Source organism: Micromonospora acroterricola, assembly GCF_003172955.1.
GTDB lineage: Bacteria > Actinomycetota > Actinomycetes > Mycobacteriales > Micromonosporaceae > Micromonospora > Micromonospora acroterricola.
On record NZ_QGKR01000276.1, the window covers coordinates 1 to 16,520 of the forward strand.

The window sequence follows — 16,520 nt, forward strand, 5'->3', positions numbered from 1 at the left end:
CGAAGACGTCGGCCCGGGTGTCGATCACCGCTCCCGGGTCGTCCTGCTCGGGTGCCATGTAGCCGGGGGTACCCGCCCGGGCGGTCAGCCCCGAGGCGGCGGCGAGCGCCTTGGCCAGGCCCAGATCGGCGATCAGCACCCGTTCCGCGCCGGGGTCCCCGCTGGCGGCGGAGTGGAACAGGATGTTGCCCGGGGTGAGGTCGCGGTGCACGACGCCGTTGCGGTGCAGCACCGCGACGCCGGCGCAGATCTCGCCGAGCAGGCGCAGCCCGGCCGGCCCGGGGATCGGACCGGCCGTCAGGCGGTCCCGCAGGCTCCCCCGGTCCGCCCAGGCCAGCACCGCGTACGGTCGGCCGTCGGGCAGCTCGCCGACGGCGTGCACCCGGACCAGCCGCTCGTGCTCCAACCGGCGCAGCAACCGGAACTCGTCGCCGAAGCGTTCCCGGACCCGCAGGTCGTGGCTCCAGTTCTCGGCCAGCACCTTGATCGCCACGTGCGTGTCGAGCGCCCGGTCGTAGCCCAACCAGACCGTCGCGAAGGAGCCGACGCCCAGCAGCCGCTCGATGGCGTAGGGCCCGATCAGCAGCGGAGCCGTCACCGCGTCACCCCCGGCCAGCGCCGTCGGATGGCATTCCACGTCACAGTAGACCGGCCGACCGACCCGGCGGCAGACCCGCGTCGCCCCACCGCGGGTCCACGAGCAGGGCGTCGCGCCGGGTCCGAAACCCGACGAACCACGGGCACCGCCGCGGTGACTAACAGGGCAGGAGACCAACCACCCAGGGAGCAGACATGAACCGTCCCTCGATCCTCGTCACCAGCGCCGCGCTGGCGCTCAGCACGCTCGTCCCGGTCACCGTCGCCGCTCCGGCCGCGGCGGCGCCCCTGACCGGCGCCACGTCCGGCCCGGCGCACCCCGGGCGGCTCGCCGACTCGCCGGGCGTCGAGCCCGAGGGCGGGCACCGCCACCCGCGGGTGCTCAGCGTCCGCGGCGCCGGGGCGTACCGGATCGGCGCCAGCCTGGCGGCGCTCACCGCCGCCGGGCGCATCGACTGGGTCGCGCCGGGCTGCGCCGGGGTGGTGCACGCCGGCGCGACCGGCTCGTGGGCCGGCGTGATCCTGCTGGCCTTCCGGGACGGGCGACTGGTGGAGGTCGGTACGGCCACCGCGCCGCCCCGGTCCCCCGCCGGAGCCACGGTCGGCATGTCCTTCGCCGAACTGGAGGAGATCTACGGCCGGCGGGGCTCGCTGATCCGCACCGACGCCGGGGACGCCGAGGCGTACCTGGTGCGCGTCGGGTCACGGGTGGAGCTGTTCACCGGGCACCCGATCCGCCCCGGCGTGGGCTACTTCCAGGTCGGGCCGGCGGACTTCGTCGAGCGGAACTTCCGACAGGGCACGTCCTGCTGATTCGCACGTGGTGCGGGGCGTCCGGTGTGCACCGGACGCCCCGCACCGCGTCCGGCCCACGCACAGCGATATACGCTGGCACAATGTTATCGACCTAGACAACAGTGTGTGCCACACAGTATGGTGTGACACATGGTTAGCGAGGACGTTCTACGGACGCACCTACAGGAGTTGCGTCGAGGCACCATCGTGGTGGCCAGCCTGGTCGCGCTGCGCCGACCGGACTACGGCTACGCACTGTTGCAACGGCTCACCGGCCACGGCTTCCCGGTGGACGCCAACACGCTCTACCCGCTGCTGCGCCGCCTGGAGGACCAGGGGCTGTTGACCAGCGAGTGGAACACCGAGGAGAGCCGACCGCGCAAGTTCTACCGGACCAGCGACGAGGGCGAGTCGATGCTGGCCCGGCTCCTCGACGACCTCGCCGCCGTGCAGACCTCCATCACCGGGCTCATCCAAGGAGTGGACCGATGAACACCCTCACCGACCGCTACCTCGCCGCCACCCTGCGCTCGGTCCCCCCGCAGCGCCGCGACGAGATCGCCACCGAGCTGCGCGCCTCGATCGAGGACATGATCGAGGACCGGGCCGACGGCCAGGACGGCACCACCGCCGAGCGGGAGGTGCTCACCGAGCTGGGCAACCCGGATCTGCTGGCCGCCCGGTACGCCGACCGCCGGCTCCAGCTCATCGGCCCGACCTACTACCTGGTCTGGCTGCGGCTGCTGAAGCTGCTCCTCAGCTTCATCCCGGCGATCGTCGGCACGGTGGTCGCGATCATCGACGTGGCGGACGGTAACGGCTTCGGGGCCATCGGCACCGGCATCGTCATCGCCCTCCATGTGACCGTTCATATCGCCTTCTGGCTCACCCTGGTGTTCGCCCTCATCGAGCGCTCCCAACCCACCATGGACCTGCCCGACTGGACCGTCGACCAGCTGCCCGACGCTCCCGTGCACCGGGACATCTCGCTCGCCGACACCATCGCGTCGGTGGTCATGTTGGCGCTGACCATCGGATACCTGCCCTTCCAGCACTACCAGTCCTGGGTGCGCGCCACCAACGGCGACAACATTCCGATCCTCGATCCGGCGCTCTGGTCCTTCTGGCTGCCGGCGCTGATCGCCGTGCTGCTGGCCAGCGCGGTGTTCGAGATCGTCAAGTACCGGATCGGGCGCTGGAGCTGGACCCTGTTCACCGTGAAGGCGCTGCTCAACCTGGCGTTCGCGCTGCCGGTGGTGTGGTTGGCACTCACCGACCGGCTGCTCAACCCGGCCCTGGCCGAGCGGCTGAGCTGGCTGGCGGAGGCGGACAACCGCAACCTCCTCGGGGCCGCCATCGCGGTGGGCGCGGCCGTGGTGATGGTGTGGGACCTGATCGACACCGCGATGAAGACCCGCCGACAGACGGCATGAGAGGCACCCGACCAGGCGGCCCGGCGCGTACCCCCGCGTCGGGCCGCCGCCCGTCGACGTGCCGCGTCGCCGACGTGCCGCCCGGCGGCCGGCCGGGGCGGCCGGCGTGGCATCGTTCCAGGATGACCGTGGCACAGCGTGATGAATGGCGCCGCCCGGGCCCGACGCCGGAGCAGCGCCGGATCGATCTCTGGGCCGCGCTCGTGGTGACCCTGCTGGCGCTGGTCAGCCTGACGCTGGCCCGCAGCACCGGGTCGTTCCTGCTGAGCCCCCCGCCGTCCGGGCCGGAGCAGCTGCTCTGGACCGTCGCCGTGACCCTGCCGCTGGTGTGGCGGCGGCGCTGGCCGGCCGCCACCCTGCTGGTCGTGGCGACGGCGTTCATCGCCGCGCAGGCACGGTCGGCCCCGGAGACCCAGCTCTCCTCGTGGGCGCTGTTCAGCGCCATCTACACCGTCGGCGCCTGGGGGCGGGACCGTCGGCTGGCCCGCCGGCTACGGGTCGGCGTGATCGCCGCCATGTTCGCCTGGCTGGGCATCTACTACGCGGTGAGCATCGGCCACATCCCGGCCGATGCCTTCGCCGACGCGGCCGGGCCGGTGCCGCCGGTGCTCGCCGCGATGGTCACCGGCGTACTGATCAACGGGCTGGCCTTCGGCTTCGCGTACTTCTTCGGGGAGACCTCGTGGATTGCCGCGCGGCGCGAGCACGAGCTGCGCGCCCAGGCCGAGGAGCTGCGCCGGTCGCAGGCCGAGGCCCGGGAGCGGGCGGTGCTCGGCGAACGGGTGCGGATCGCGCGGGAGCTGCACGACGTGGTGGCCCACCACGTGTCGGTGATGGGCGTGCAGGCGTCCGCCTGCCGTCGGGTGTTCGACCGCGACCCCGGCAAGGCCCGAACGGCGCTGGCCGCCATCGAGCAGAGCGCCCGCACGGCCGTCGACGAGCTGCGCCGGATGCTGGGGGTGCTGCGCGCGCCGGGCGGCGACGCCGAGGCGCCGCCGCCGGCCACCGGGACGGTCGACCGGATCGACGAGCTGGTCGAGCGGGCCAGCGCCGCCGGGCTCACGGCCACCATCGGCGTGTACGGCGACCCGGTCCCGCTGTCCGCGTCGGTCTCCCAGACGGCGTACCGGGTGGTGCAGGAGGCCGTCACCAACACCCTGAAGCACGCCGGGGCCGACCTGCTGGACGTGCGGATCCGCTATCTGGCACGGGAGGTGGAGCTCGACGTGAGCGACGACGGACGCGCCACCGGCCGGCCCTGCACCGAGGGGCTGGGCCTGATCGGCATGCGGGAGCGGGTCGCCGCGCAGGACGGCGTCCTGGAGGCCGGCCCGCGCCCCGGCGGCGGCTGGCGGGTCCGCGCCCGGCTGCCCCTTCCCGCCCCCGCGGCGACGCCGCACGAGGCTGCGCCGGCCGGCGCCGGGCGGTCGTCGTGACCGCCCCGACGGGCGACCCCACGACGCCGGGCGCGGACGGGCCGATCCGCGTGCTGCTCGCCGACGACCAGCACCTCGTCCGCACCGGCTTCCGGGTCATCCTCGAGGTGGAGGACGACATCGCCGTGGTCGGCGAGGCCGCGGACGGCGCGCGCGCCGTCACGATGGCACGGGCCACCCAGCCGGATGTGGTGCTGATGGACGTGGAGATGCCCGGGATGGACGGGCTGGAGGCCACCCGGCGGATCACCGGCGACGGGCCCGGCGGGCCGGCGGTGCTGATCCTCACCACCTTCGACCGCGACGACTACCTGTTCGCCGCGCTACGGGCCGGTGCCAGCGGTTTCCTGCTCAAGAACGGCACCCCGGAGGAGCTGGTCGAGGCGATCCGGGTGCTGGCCAGGGGCGACGGCCTGCTCGCCCCGGAGATCACCCGACGGGTGATCTCCACCTTCGCCCGCCCCGGCGACCCGACCGGCGCCGCCCGCAGCGGGCCGGACGCCGTCGCCGCGCTGAGCGAGCTGACCCCGCGCGAACGGGAGGTGCTGGTGCTGCTCGCCTCCGGGTCGAGCAACTCGGAGATCGCCACGACCATGCACCTGGGCGAGGCGACCGTGAAGACACACGTGAGCCGCGTCCTGGCCAAGCTGGGCCTGCGCGACCGGGTGCAGGCGGTCGTCTTCGCGTACGAGAACGGGGTGGTTCGCCCCGGCGGCTGACCGGCATCCGTCGCGAGGTGGACCCGCCGGCTCACCCGGCGGGCGGACGGCGGGGCACCGTATCCGATCTAGCGTGGGTCCGTGACCAGAACGCTCCGCCTGGATGGCGTCGACCGCAGCTTCGGCGACCGGCAGGTGCTCAAGAACGTGTCCTTCGAGGTGGCCGCCGGCCGGATGACCGGCTTCGTGGGCGCCAACGGCGCCGGCAAGACCACCACCATGCGGATCATCCTCGGCGTGCTCGCCCCCGACGCCGGCGAGGTCAGCTGGGGCGGCGCGACCCTGACCCGCCAGGACCGGCAACGGTTCGGCTACATGCCCGAGGAACGCGGCCTCTACCCCAAGATGTCGGTACGGGAGCAGGTGACCTACCTGGGCCGGTTGCACGGCCTGGACGCCCCCGCCGCCCGGCGCGCCACCGACGCCCTGCTGGAACGGGTCGGGCTCGGCGAGCGCGGCGACGACCTGCTGGAGACGCTGTCGCTGGGCAACCAGCAGCGTGCCCAGATCGCGGCCGCGCTGGTGCACGACCCGGAGGTGCTGGTGCTCGACGAGCCGTTCTCCGGCCTCGACCCGCTCGCGGTGGACACGGTCGTCGCCGTGCTGCGGGAACGCGCCGCCTCCGGTGTGCCGGTGCTCTTCTCCAGCCACCAGCTCGACGTCGTCGAGCGGCTCTGCGACGACCTGGTGATCATCGGTGACGGGGTGATCCGGGCCGCCGGCAGCCGGCAGCGGCTGCGCGACTCGTACACCGTGCCCCGCTTCGAGCTGGTCGTGGCGACCGACGCCGGGTGGGTGCGCGACGAGCCCGGGGTGACGCTTGTCGAGCTGGACGGCGCACGGGCGGTGTTCGACCTGCCGGCCGGCGCCGACGAACAGCCGGTGCTGCACGCGGCCCTCGCCCGGGGCCCGGTCCGCGCCTTCCGCCCGGTCAGCCCCTCGCTCACCGAGATCTTCCGAGAGGTCACCCAGTGAACGTCACCCAGGCCACCCGGCTGGTCGCCGCCCGCGAGATCCGGGTCAAGCTCCGCGACCGCACCTTCCTGTTCGGCACGCTCTTCTTCCTGCTGATCGCCGCGGCCGGCACCATCCTGCCGCCGTTGCTCTCCGGCGGGCCGGAGAGCGTCGCGGTCACCGAGGCGGCCGCCGGTCCGCTGCGGGCCGCCGGCCTCGACGTGCGCGTGGTGCCCGACGACCGTGCCGCCGAGCAGGCCGTCCGCGACGGCGACGTGGACGCGGCCGTGGTCTCCGGTCCGGCGGTGCTCGCCCTGGACGAGGCCCCCGACGACGTGGTCCGGGCGCTGAGCACCGCCCCGCCGGTGCGGCTCCTGGACCCGGACGCGGTCGACCCGGTGGTGGCGTTCCTGGTGCCGTTCGTCTTCGCGTTCGTCTTCTTCATCACCTCGCAGACCTTCGGCCTGCAGATCGCGCAGAGCGTCACCGAGGAGAAGCAGACCCGGATCGTGGAGATCCTGGTCGCGGCCGTACCGGTGCGGGCGCTGCTCGCCGGCAAGGTGATAGCCGGCGGCATCCTGGCGCTCGGGCAGATCGCGCTGATCGCCGTCGTGGCCGTCGCCGGTATGCAGATCGGGGACAGCGGCGGCCTGCTCACCCTGCTCGCCCCGGCGATCGGCTGGTTCGTGCCGTTCTTCCTGCTCGGCTTCGTGCTGCTGGCCGCGATGTGGGCGGCGGCGGGCGCGCTGGTCAACCGGCAGGAGGACATCGCGGGTGTGTCGACGCCGGTGCAGCTCGCCGTCATGCTGCCGTTCTTCGCGGTGATCTTCCTCAACGACAACGCCTCCGCCATGCGGGCGCTGTCCTACCTGCCGTTCTCGTCGCCCACGGCCATGCCGCTGCGGCTCTTCACCGGCGACGCGGCGGGCTGGGAACCCTTCGTCTCGCTGGCGATCCTGCTGGTCACCGCCGGCGCCTTCGTGGTCGCCGGCGCCCGGATCTACGAGGGGTCGCTGCTGCGGACCAACGGCCGGACCTCCGTGCGCGCCGCCTGGCGCGAGCGGGAGAGCATCGGCTGACGGAGACCGGGTCCGCGTGGGCGCCGGTGTCCGGTCAGGACACCGGCGCCCGTACGGCACCGGCCCGAACGCCTGTTCGGCGGCTGCGAACAGGCGAGGTGGCGGTCCAGCGGCCCTGCGCCGAACCGTGCGACGGCAGCACGGACCAGGTGTTCCTGGTCGATGCGCTGCCCGCACGCTGACCGCGCACGCGACGTTCGTCCTCAGCGGGCGGGCGGCACCTGGTCCCACCCGACCGGCAGCCGGGGCGCCTTCCAGGCCGGGTCGGGCTGCCACCGCGCCCAGGCCGGGTCCCACCAACGCCGCCCCGCGTCGAGCAGCCCCGCGATCCGGTCACCCTCGCCGCGGATGGCGTCCGCCATGCCGGGGTAGCGCCCCTCGACGAGGCGCTGGGCGAACATCTCCACGTCCTTCCAGACGTACCGGTCGGCGTCCGCGCCCCACCAGAGGTCCAGCTCGTGGTCCAGCGTGTCCACCCCGACCGGGGTACGCCGCAGCGGATCCTGGAGGTTGAAGTACCAGCCGGCGAAGGCGCGCTCCGGCCCCGTCCAGAACACGTCGACCGAGTGCGCCTCGCCGGGTCGGTGCAGCATCAGCTTGCCGTGCCCCTGCCAGGCGCGGTACCCGGCGGCCTCCCACGGGTGCCGTCCGCACGGGAACGTGCCGCTGTCCGGGAATCCGAACTCGGCTCCCGGCGGGAGGTAGAGGGCGAGCAGGTCCGGCGAGTCCTCGACGCAGATCGTCGGGCAGCCGAACCAGACCTCACCGAGCAGGATCTCGCGCCGGACGACCACGTCGCCCGGCGCGAATCGTCGCGTCGTCACTCCCACGGGACCCGGACCCTCCTCGGGTCAGGCGTCGACCGCGGCCATCACGTCGTCGCTGACGTCGAAGTTCGCGTAGACGTTCTGCACGTCGTCGCAGTCCTCCAGCACGTCGATCAGCTTGAAGATCTTGCGCGCGCCCTCCTCGTCCAGCGGGATGTTCATGCTGGGGATGAGGGACGACTCGGCCGACTCGTACTCGATGCCGGCGTCCTGCAGTGCGGTGCGGACCGCGATCAGGTCGGTCGGCTCGGACACCACCTCGTACGCCTCGCCCAGGTCGTTGACCTCTTCGGCGCCGGCGTCGAGGACGGCCATCATCACGTCGTCCTCGCTGGTGCCCTCCTTGGGGACGATCACCACGCCCTTGCGGGAGAACATGTACGACACGGAGCCGGCGTCGGCGAGCGAGCCGCCGTTGCGGGTCAGCGCGGTGCGCACCTCGGTCGCCGCGCGGTTGCGGTTGTCGGTGAGGCACTCGATCAGCATCGCCACGCCGTTCGGGCCGTAGCCCTCGTACATGATGGTCTGCCAGTCGGCGCCGCCAGCCTCCAGGCCGGAGCCGCGCTTGACCGCGCGGTCGATGTTGTCGTTCGGCACCGAGCTCTTCTTCGCCTTCTGGATGGCGTCGTAGAGCGTCGGGTTACCGGAGGGGTCGCCGCCGCCGGTCCGCGCGGCCACCTCGACGTTCTTGATCAGCTTGGCGAACATCTTGCCGCGCTTGGCGTCGATGACGGCCTTCTTGTGCTTGGTCGTCGCCCACTTTGAGTGGCCGGACATCTCCTACCTCCGTCTGTCATTCCACGCCTGCGTCGACTGCCGCACCGATTCCGCGCCGCATCCGGCGATCCGGCGGCCGGTCGGCCCTGCGGGAGATGCCGCACCGGGCGACGGCCCTGCCGAACCGCGGCAATCTTACCGAGGTCACACCCGGGCGTGTCACACCCGGCACCCGCTCGGGGTGCCGCCGGGGTGCCCGGGCCACCCAGAGGACAACCACCGGGGGCCGGAAAACATGCCCCGCCGCGCTGACAGGAGGCCTCAGGCGGCCCGCACCAGCTCCACGAAGTACGCGTGCACGCGCAGGTCACCGGTCAGCTCGGGGTGGAACGAGGTGGCCAGCAGGTTGCCCTGCCGGACGGCCACGATCCGGTCGGCGGCCGGGCCGCCGGTCACCCTCCCGATCACCTCGACGCCGTCACCGACCCGCTCGACCCACGGCGCGCGGATGAACACCGCGTGGAACGGCTCGCCCGGGACCCCGCTGATCTCCACGGGCGCCTCGAACGAGTCGACCTGCCGGCCGAACGCGTTGCGCCGTACCGTCATCTCGATGCCGGCGAAGCCACGCTGGTCGGGCCGCCCGTCCAGCACCTCGGTGGCCAACATGATCATGCCAGCGCAGGAGCCGTAGACCGGCATGCCGCCGGCGATCCGCTTGTCGATCGGCTCGCGCATCTCGAAGATGTCGGCGAGCTTGCTGATGGTGGTGGACTCGCCGCCGGGGATGACCAGCCCGTCCACCGCGTCCAGCTCCGCCGGACGGCGGACCGGGCGGGCGTCCGCGCCCGCCGCGGCCAGGGCCGTCACGTGCTCGCGGACATCCCCCTGGAGCGCGAGCACACCAATGGTTGGCCCGGTCATGCCCACCGATCCTCCCGTCGTTCGCGACTGCGGGGCTCGCAAAAGCGGCTCACTCCTCGCACTCACCGATCCCTCCGTCGTTCGCGACTGCGGGGCTCGCAAAAGCGGCTCACTCCTCGCACTCACCAGCCGCGGTCGGCCAGCCGGTGCGGCTGCGGGATCTCGTCGACGTTGATGCCGACCATCGCCTCGCCGAGACCGCGGGAGACCTTGGCCAGCACGTCCGGGTCGTCGTGGAAGGTGGTGGCCTTGACGATCGCGGCGGCCCGCTGAGCCGGGTTGCCCGCCTTGAAGATGCCGGAGCCGACGAACACGCCCTCCGCGCCGAGCTGCATCATCATCGCGGCGTCGGCGGGGGTGGCGATCCCGCCGGCGGTGAACAGCACCACCGGCAGCTTGCCGCTCTCCGCGACCTCCTTGACCAGCTCGTACGGGGCCTGCAGCTCCTTGGCCGCGACGTACAGCTCGTCGGCCGGCAGCGAGGAGAGCCGGCCGATCTCCTGGCGGATCTTCCGCATGTGGGTGGTGGCGTTGGAGACGTCACCGGTGCCGGCCTCGCCCTTGGAGCGGATCATGGCCGCGCCCTCGGTGATCCGGCGCAGCGCCTCGCCCAGGTTGGTGGCCCCGCAGACGAAGGGGACCGTGAACGCCCACTTGTCGATGTGGTTGGCGTAGTCGGCCGGCGTCAGCACCTCGGACTCGTCGACGTAGTCCACGCCCAGCGACTGGAGGATCCGCGCCTCCACGAAGTGCCCGATGCGCGCCTTCGCCATCACCGGGATGGAGACCGCCTCGATGATTCCGTCGATCATGTCGGGGTCGCTCATCCGCGACACCCCGCCCTGGGCGCGGATGTCGGCGGGCACCCGCTCCAGCGCCATGACCGCGACGGCGCCGGCGTCCTCAGCGATCTTGGCCTGCTCGGCGTTGACCACATCCATGATCACGCCACCCTTCAGCATCTCAGCCATGCCGCGCTTGACGCGGGCGGTGCCGACGACGGGGGTGGAACCGGTGGTCGGGGCGCTGTTCTCGGGCACGGGTCATCGCTCCTCGGACGTGCTCTGGGGGGTGGCAGCGAAAATGCTACGCAGGACCCAACGCCGCTTCGACAGCCAATCAGACCCCCGGTGGCCTGCGCTGTGGCTCTGCTCACCGGCCCGGGCGACCCGGTCGATCAGGTGGCGGGGACGTCCGCGGGCACCGTCAGGGTCGGGTCGTCGATGTCGAAGTAGCGCGGCCACTCGCGGCCCCGCCCCATCCGCAACAACCGCACCAGTGGCCGGCCGCGGGCCGACCGGGCGTCACGGACGAGGTCGGTGTGCACCTGCCGGGACAGCGCGAGCCGGCGACTGGCCGCGATGACCGCCCCACAGTCCGGGTCGGCCGGGTCCAGCTGCACCGTGCGCAACTGCCGCGTCAGATCGTTCTCCGCCGCCTCACGCTCCTCCGGGGGCGCGTCCAGGGCCATCCGGGCCGCCGCGTACAACTCGACGCCGAAGCGCCGCTCGGCGAGCACGGCGGCGGCCGCCGCCCGGCGCAGCAGGTGGGCGTCGAGGGCTCGGGCCGCGAGATCCGCCCGGCTGTGCAGCCGCTCGACCCGGCCGGCGGTCCAGATGAGGTACGCCGCGACCAGCCCCACGACCAGGCTCGCGGCCACCACCCACCACATGTGCGGCATCGTAGTGCTGCTCCGTTTCCGTCCGTCCCGGCGCGGCCGTGCCGGTCACTTCGGCCACTGTCCGCACCATCCGTCACACCGGCTCAGCCCAGCCCCACCCATTCCTGGTCGATGACCCGCCCATCGGTCGCCTCGATCGCCGCTGCGTATACCTCCAGAACACGGCGGGCAACCACCGGCCAGTCGAAATTCGTCACCACCTGATCGCCACAGGCGCTCAGAGCGGCCCGGCCGGCCGGGTCGTCCAGCAGGTCGGCCAGCGCGTCGCGCAGCCCCGCCGCGTCGCCGGTCGGGAAGAGCCGGCCGGCCCGCCCGCCGTCGAGCACCCGCCGGAAGGCGTCCAGGTCACTCGCGACCACCGTGGTGCCGGCCGCCAACGCCTCGGTGAGGATCATGCCGAACGACTCGCCGCCGGTGTTCGGCGCCACGTACAGGTGCACACTCCGCAGCATCCGTGCCTTGTCCGGCTCGGAGACCAGGCCGAGGAAGGTCACCCGCTCGCGCAACGCGGCCGGGAACCGGTCGTACAGGTCGTCGGGGTCCCCCGGCCCGGCGACCAGCAGCCGCAGGTCGGGACGGGTTGCCGCCAGCTCCACGAAGGCGTCCCGCAGCACCGGGAACCCCTTGCGCGCCTCCGTGAACCGGCCCAGGAAGCCCAGCGTGCCGCCCGTACCCGGGGTGCACTCCCCCGGCCAGCCCGGCAACGGCTCGGCGTCGGCGAACTTGGCGACCGCCACCCCGTTGGGGATCTCCACCGCGCCGCCGTCCATGTGCTCGACCTGCACCTTGCGGGCCAGCGCGCTCACCGCGATCCGGGCGGTGATCCGCTCCAGCACGATCTGGAGCACACCCTGCGCGGCGGCCAGCACCCGCGAGCGGGTCATCGCGGTGTGGAAGGTGGCCACCACCGGGCCCCGGGCCGAGAGCACGGCCAGCAGCGACAGGCTCAGCGTGAGCGGCTCGTGCACGTGCAGCACGTCGAAGTCGCCGTTGGTGATCCAGCGGCGGACCCGGGCTGTGGAGACCGGGCCGAACGCGATCCGGGCCACCGAGCCGTTGTACGGCAGCGGCACGGCCCGGCCGGCGGAGACCACGTACTCGGGCAGCGGGGAGTCCTCGTCGGCCGGTGCGAGCACGCTGACCTGGTGGCCGAGCGTGATCAGCGCCTCGGCGAGGTCCATGACGTGGTTCTGCACCCCGCCGGGCACGTCGAAGGAGTACGGGCACACGATGCCGATCCGCATGCGTCAGCGCCCCTCGTCCGAGACTGTGGGGCTCCGCCTCACCGTGCACCCACCCCCTCAGGCCTGACCGGCGGCCGGCGAGGGCAGCGCCGCGCCCGTCCCCCGCTGGTCCAGCCACATCCGCTGCAACATGTGCCAGTCTTCCGGATGCCGGGCGATACCCGCCGCCAGACCGTCGGCGATCAGCTGCGTCAGCGACCGGACCCGCTGGTCCAGCGGCCCCGACTCGGGCCCGGGCATCGGCAGCGGGCCGGCGAGCGAGGCGCACGCCGCGTCCGGTTCGTACCACAGTGACGCCACGTAGAGCGGCGCTCCGGTGTGCAACGCGAGCAGGGCCGGCCCGGCCGGCATCCGGGTCTTCCCGCCGAAGAAGTCGACCTCCACCCCGCGGGCGGAGAGATCCCGGTCGGCCAGCAGCGGCACCACCGCGCCGGCGCGTACCCGGTCCAGCAGCACGTCGAACGCCGGTCGCGGCCCACCGTGGGTGGGCAGGATCTCCATGCCCAGACCCTCCCGGAAGGCCACGAACCGCTCGTAGACGCCCTCCGGCTTGAGCCGCTCCATGACCGTGGTGATCGGCCAACCGGTGGCCGCCACCCAGGCGCCCGCGGCGTCCCAGTTGCCGGCGTGCGGCAGCGCCACCACCGCGCCCCGACCGGCGGCGACGTCGGCGGCGAGCAGCTCGGCGCCGTCCAGCCGGAAACCGGAGAGGATCTGCGCCCTGCTCAGCGCGGGCAGCCGGAACGCCTCCATCCAGTACCGGGCGTACGAGCGCAGACCACGCTTCACCAGCTCGTCCAGCTCCGCCTCGGGCAGCTCCGGGCCGACCACCCGGCGCAGGTTCGCGCGCAGTCGGGCCGTACCCCCGCCGCCGCGGCGGTGCGCGCGGTCCGCGCCCGCCTGGAACGCCGCGGCCACCACCGGCCGGGGAAGCGCACGCAGCACCCGCCAGCCGGCGACGTAACCCAACTCGGTGAGGTTCACGCGGCCCGGCCGCCGGTCGTGCCGGGCCGGGTCGCCGGCGCGCCGCCCGGGCGCCGCCGCGATGTCGGGCGCGCTCCGCTCACGCCTGGCCGTCCGGCTGGAGCTGTTGGGCCTGGCGGTAGACGTGCGCCATCCGCTGCCCCACCGTGAAGATCGACACTGCGGCGAGCAGCCAGAGCGCGATCTCCAGCGCCCGCTCGACGCCGACGCCGGTGAGGATTCCCCCGACCCCGACGATCAGCAGTCGCTCGGTGCGCTCGGCGATGCCCACGTTGCAGGTCATGCCCAGCCCCTCGGCGCGGGCCTTCACGTACGAGACCAGCGCGCCGGCGGCCAGGCAGAGCAGCGCGGCGGCCACCCCGGAGTGGTCGCCCTGCGTGGCCAGCCAGTACGCGACCGCGCCGAACACGGCGCTGTCGGCGACCCGGTCCATGCTCGAGTCGAGGAACGCGCCGAACCGGGTGGAGCCACCGCTCATCCGGGCCATCGTTCCGTCGAGCAGGTCGGTGAGCGCGAACACGGTCACGATCAACGCGCCCGCGACCAGATGGCCGCGGGCACCGAAGCCGAGCGCACCGATGAGCACACCGACGGTGCCCGCGACGGTGACGGCATTGGGAGTGACGCCCGCGCGGAGCAGGGCACGTGCGATCGGCTCGACGACGCGGGTCATCCCCGCGCGGGCCGACACTTGGAAGATCTTCGCCATGGCGGTCCCCACGATAACGGTCCGCCCAGCTCCGGCGATACCGCCGGTCCGTCGACCCGCCCACGGGCAGGCTTGTGCCTGTCCGGCAACGGGTGTGAGATCGAGCCGGGAGGTGAGCCAGCTCACGTGCCCGCCCGTCCCGTTCCCGCTGTGCAGCAGACCACCGGAGGATATCGCCGCGCACTCGCCCCGGGCCGCTTCCCGTCGCGCGGCGGTCGCCACCAACCACCGGCTGAGGGAGGTGCGCCCCATGGCGCAGAAGAGTCAGGAGAAGGGTCCCGCCGGCGGCACGCCGGTGGTGACCGAACCCGACAGGGTTCGCAACGTGGTGCTCGTCGGGCACTCCGGGGCGGGCAAGACAACGCTGGTCGAGGCGCTGCTCGCCGCGACCGGCACGATCAGCCGGGCCGGCAACGTGGTGGACGGCACCACGGTCGGCGACCACGACCCGGCGGCCGTCCGGCAGCAACGCTCGGTGAGCTTGTCCTGCGCGCCCCTGCTGCACAACGGCATCAAGGTCAACCTCCTGGACACCCCCGGGTACGCCGACTTCGTCGGCGAGCTGCGCGCCGGGCTGCGGGCCGCCGACGCCGCGCTCTTCGTCGTCTCCGCGGCGGGCGGGATGGACGCCGCCACCGTGGCGCTCTGGGAGGAGTGCGCGGCCGTCGACATGCCGCGCGCGGTCGCGGTGGCCCGGCTCGACCAGCCGCGCGCCGACTACGACGAGGCCGTGGCGCTCTGCCAGCGGGTCTTCGGCGACAACGTGATGCCGCTGTACCTGCCGATGCTCGGTGACGACGGCATCTCCACCGTCGGCCTGCTCGGCCTGATCACCCGCCGGGTCTTCGACTACACCGCCGGGCTCCCCGCCGACGTTCGCGAGCCGGACCCGGAGCACCTGCCGGCGATCGCCGAGTCCCGCAACGAGCTGATCGAGGGGGTCATCGCCGAGAGCGAGGACGAGACCCTGATGGACCGCTACCTCGAGGGCGAGGAGATCGGCACCGAGGTGCTCATCGAGGACCTGGAGAAGGCGGTCGCCCGAGGTCACTTCTACCCGGTCGTGCCGGTCTGCGCGGAGACCGGGGTCGGGCTGGACGCGCTGCTGGAGGTGCTGACCGCCGCGTTCCCGTCGCCGCTGGAACACGAGCTGCCGCCGGTCGCCGGCGTGGACGGCTCGCCGCGCCCGCCGCTGACCTGCGACCCGGCCGGGCCACTGGTCGCCGAGGTCGTCAAGACCACCGTCGACCGGCACGTCGGGCGGGTCTCGCTGGTCCGGGTCTTCTCCGGCACGCTGCGCCCCGACCAGACCGTGCACGTCTCCGGGCACGGCATGGCCGAACGCGGGCACCCCGACCACGACGCCGACGAGCGGGTCGGGCACGTCTACACCCCGCTGGGGGCCACCCTGCGCGAGGTGCAGCTCTGCGTGGCCGGCGACATCTGCGCGATCACCAAGTCGGGCAGCGCGGAGACCGGCGACACCATCTCGGCCAAGGACGACCCGCTGCTGATCGCGCCGTGGGAGATGCCGGAACCGCTGCTCCCGGTGGCGATCGTCGCCCGGAGCCGGGCCGACGAGGACGCGCTGGCCCGCAACCTGGCCCGGCTCGTCGCCGGCGACCCCACCCTGCGGCTGGAACGCAACCCGGAGACCCACCAGCTGGTGCTCTGGTGCATGGGCGAGGCGCACGCCGACGTGGTGCTGGACCGGCTGCGCGCCGGCGGCGTGGAGCTGGACACCGAGCCGGTCCGGGTGTCGCTGCGCGAGACGCTGACCGTCCCCGCGAGGGGACACGGCCGCCACGTCAAGCAGTCCGGCGGCCACGGCCAGTACGCGGTCTGCGACATCGAGGTCGAGCCACTGCCCCGGGGCAGCGGCTTCGAGTTCGTCGACCGGATCGTCGGCGGCGCGGTGCCACACAACTACATCCCGTCCGTCGAGAAGGGCGTCCGTGCCCAGCTGGAGCGCGGCCTGATCACCGGCCACCCGGTGGTGGACCTGCGGGTGACCCTGGTCGACGGCAAGGCGCACAGCGTCGACTCCTCCGACGCGGCCTTCCAGACCGCGGGCGCGCTGGCGCTGCGGGACGCCGCCGAGCGCGGCCAGCCGGCGTTGTTGGAGCCGATCGACGAGGTGACCATCCGGGTGCCGGACGGCTCGGTCGGCGCGGTGATGGGCGACCTGTCCGGCCGGCGCGGCCGCGTGCTCGGCACCGAGCCGGACCCGGACGCCGAGGGCCGCACCCTGGTCCGCGCCGAGGTGCCGGCCACCGAGCTGCTCCGCTACGCGGCCGAGCTGCGCTCGATGACCGCCGGCACCGGCACCTTCCGGCGCCACTTCGTCCGCCACGACCCCATGCCCACCCACCTGGCCGACCAGGCCCGCAAGGAACAGGCCCCCTGACCTCAGGGGTGGGT

17 protein-coding genes are annotated in these 16,520 nt (G+C 73.2%); 8 read left to right on the forward strand and 9 right to left on the reverse strand.

Annotated elements, in window-relative coordinates; all coding sequences use genetic code 11:
- The coding region (locus tag DKT68_RS24035; RefSeq protein WP_146218428.1) for a serine/threonine-protein kinase at positions 1-598 on the reverse strand (598 nt) is incomplete at its 3' end.
- 194 nt (positions 599-792) lie between these two features.
- Between DKT68_RS24035 and DKT68_RS24040 the strand changes: the two genes are divergently transcribed.
- From DKT68_RS24040 to DKT68_RS24070, 7 genes are all read left to right on the forward strand, one after another.
- Positions 793-1,410: a hypothetical protein gene (locus DKT68_RS24040; RefSeq protein WP_109819659.1), complete on the forward strand. Its 618-nt coding sequence runs from the start codon at positions 793-795 to the stop codon at positions 1,408-1,410.
- Positions 1,411-1,542: 132 nt separating this feature from the next.
- Positions 1,543-1,884: a PadR family transcriptional regulator gene (locus DKT68_RS24045; protein ID WP_109819660.1), complete on the forward strand. Its 342-nt coding sequence runs from the start codon at positions 1,543-1,545 to the stop codon at positions 1,882-1,884.
- A complete protein-coding gene (locus tag DKT68_RS24050; RefSeq protein WP_109819661.1) occupies positions 1,881-2,825 on the forward strand; it encodes a permease prefix domain 1-containing protein in 945 nt (314 codons plus the stop codon). Before DKT68_RS24045 ends, DKT68_RS24050 begins: the two co-directional genes overlap by 4 nt.
- A 122-nt stretch (positions 2,826-2,947) precedes the next feature.
- Entirely contained in the window at positions 2,948-4,261 is a 1,314-nt protein-coding gene (locus tag DKT68_RS24055; RefSeq protein WP_109819662.1) for a sensor histidine kinase, read from the forward strand.
- Positions 4,258-4,980 (forward strand): response regulator, encoded by a 723-nt coding sequence (locus tag DKT68_RS24060; protein ID WP_236647048.1) that lies wholly within the window; start codon positions 4,258-4,260, stop codon positions 4,978-4,980. Before DKT68_RS24055 ends, DKT68_RS24060 begins: the two co-directional genes overlap by 4 nt.
- Before the next feature lie 81 nt (positions 4,981-5,061).
- Positions 5,062-5,955 carry an ABC transporter ATP-binding protein gene (locus DKT68_RS24065; RefSeq protein ID WP_109819663.1) on the forward strand — a complete coding sequence of 298 codons (894 nt, stop codon included), beginning with the start codon at positions 5,062-5,064 and terminating at the stop codon, positions 5,953-5,955.
- Complete coding sequence (locus tag DKT68_RS24070) at positions 5,952-7,013, forward strand: ABC transporter permease (protein WP_109819664.1); 1,062 nt, start codon at positions 5,952-5,954, stop codon at positions 7,011-7,013. Before DKT68_RS24065 ends, DKT68_RS24070 begins: the two co-directional genes overlap by 4 nt.
- A 203-nt stretch (positions 7,014-7,216) precedes the next feature.
- Here DKT68_RS24070 and DKT68_RS24075 read toward each other — a convergent pair whose 3' ends face one another.
- From DKT68_RS24075 to pgsA, 8 genes are all read right to left on the reverse strand, one after another.
- Entirely contained in the window at positions 7,217-7,837 is a 621-nt protein-coding gene (locus tag DKT68_RS24075; protein ID WP_109819665.1) for a DUF402 domain-containing protein, read from the reverse strand.
- Between the two features lie 27 nt (positions 7,838-7,864).
- Positions 7,865-8,617 carry a YebC/PmpR family DNA-binding transcriptional regulator gene (locus tag DKT68_RS24080; protein WP_089016673.1) on the reverse strand — a complete coding sequence of 251 codons (753 nt, stop codon included), beginning with the start codon at positions 8,615-8,617 and terminating at the stop codon, positions 7,865-7,867.
- A gap of 261 nt (positions 8,618-8,878) precedes the next feature.
- Entirely contained in the window at positions 8,879-9,481 is a 603-nt protein-coding gene (pdxT, locus tag DKT68_RS24085) for a pyridoxal 5'-phosphate synthase glutaminase subunit PdxT (protein WP_109819666.1), read from the reverse strand.
- Positions 9,482-9,603: 122 nt separating this feature from the next.
- Complete coding sequence (gene pdxS / locus DKT68_RS24090) at positions 9,604-10,521, reverse strand: pyridoxal 5'-phosphate synthase lyase subunit PdxS (RefSeq protein WP_109819667.1); 918 nt, start codon at positions 10,519-10,521, stop codon at positions 9,604-9,606.
- A gap of 137 nt (positions 10,522-10,658) precedes the next feature.
- The gene (locus DKT68_RS24095; protein WP_109819668.1) at positions 10,659-11,162 is read right to left on the reverse strand and encodes a hypothetical protein; all 504 of its coding nucleotides are present in this window, start codon (positions 11,160-11,162) and stop codon (positions 10,659-10,661) included.
- Positions 11,163-11,245: 83 nt separating this feature from the next.
- Positions 11,246-12,406, reverse strand: a complete 1,161-nt coding sequence (locus DKT68_RS24100) for a glycosyltransferase family 4 protein (protein ID WP_109819669.1) — start codon at positions 12,404-12,406, stop codon at positions 11,246-11,248.
- A gap of 57 nt (positions 12,407-12,463) precedes the next feature.
- Positions 12,464-13,390 carry a phosphatidylinositol mannoside acyltransferase gene (locus DKT68_RS24105; RefSeq protein WP_109819670.1) on the reverse strand — a complete coding sequence of 309 codons (927 nt, stop codon included), beginning with the start codon at positions 13,388-13,390 and terminating at the stop codon, positions 12,464-12,466.
- Between the two features lie 79 nt (positions 13,391-13,469).
- Positions 13,470-14,099: a phosphatidylinositol phosphate synthase gene (pgsA, locus tag DKT68_RS24110; protein WP_109819673.1), complete on the reverse strand. Its 630-nt coding sequence runs from the start codon at positions 14,097-14,099 to the stop codon at positions 13,470-13,472.
- A 250-nt stretch (positions 14,100-14,349) separates the two neighbouring features.
- Between pgsA and DKT68_RS24115 the strand changes: the two genes are divergently transcribed.
- Complete coding sequence (locus DKT68_RS24115; RefSeq protein ID WP_109819671.1) at positions 14,350-16,506, forward strand: elongation factor G-like protein EF-G2; 2,157 nt, start codon at positions 14,350-14,352, stop codon at positions 16,504-16,506.
- Positions 16,507-16,520 lie beyond the last annotated feature (14 nt).

Excerpts from the sequence above, each read along its gene's own strand:
- pdxT (WP_109819666.1), bottom strand. The coding sequence starts at position 9,481 with ATGACCGGGCCAACCATTGGTGTGCTCGCGCTCCAGGGGGATGTCCGC.
- DKT68_RS24050 (WP_109819661.1), top strand. The coding sequence starts at position 1,881 with ATGAACACCCTCACCGACCGCTACCTCGCCGCCACCCTGCGCTCGGTC.
- DKT68_RS24100 (WP_109819669.1), bottom strand. The coding sequence starts at position 12,406 with ATGCGGATCGGCATCGTGTGCCCGTACTCCTTCGACGTGCCCGGCGGG.
- DKT68_RS24080 (WP_089016673.1), bottom strand. The coding sequence starts at position 8,617 with ATGTCCGGCCACTCAAAGTGGGCGACGACCAAGCACAAGAAGGCCGTC.
- DKT68_RS24055 (WP_109819662.1), top strand. The coding sequence starts at position 2,948 with ATGACCGTGGCACAGCGTGATGAATGGCGCCGCCCGGGCCCGACGCCG.
- pgsA (WP_109819673.1), bottom strand. The coding sequence starts at position 14,099 with ATGGCGAAGATCTTCCAAGTGTCGGCCCGCGCGGGGATGACCCGCGTC.
- DKT68_RS24095 (WP_109819668.1), bottom strand. The coding sequence starts at position 11,162 with ATGCCGCACATGTGGTGGGTGGTGGCCGCGAGCCTGGTCGTGGGGCTG.
- DKT68_RS24045 (WP_109819660.1), top strand. The coding sequence starts at position 1,543 with ATGGTTAGCGAGGACGTTCTACGGACGCACCTACAGGAGTTGCGTCGA.
- DKT68_RS24040 (WP_109819659.1), top strand. The coding sequence starts at position 793 with ATGAACCGTCCCTCGATCCTCGTCACCAGCGCCGCGCTGGCGCTCAGC.
- DKT68_RS24115 (WP_109819671.1), top strand. The coding sequence starts at position 14,350 with ATGGCGCAGAAGAGTCAGGAGAAGGGTCCCGCCGGCGGCACGCCGGTG.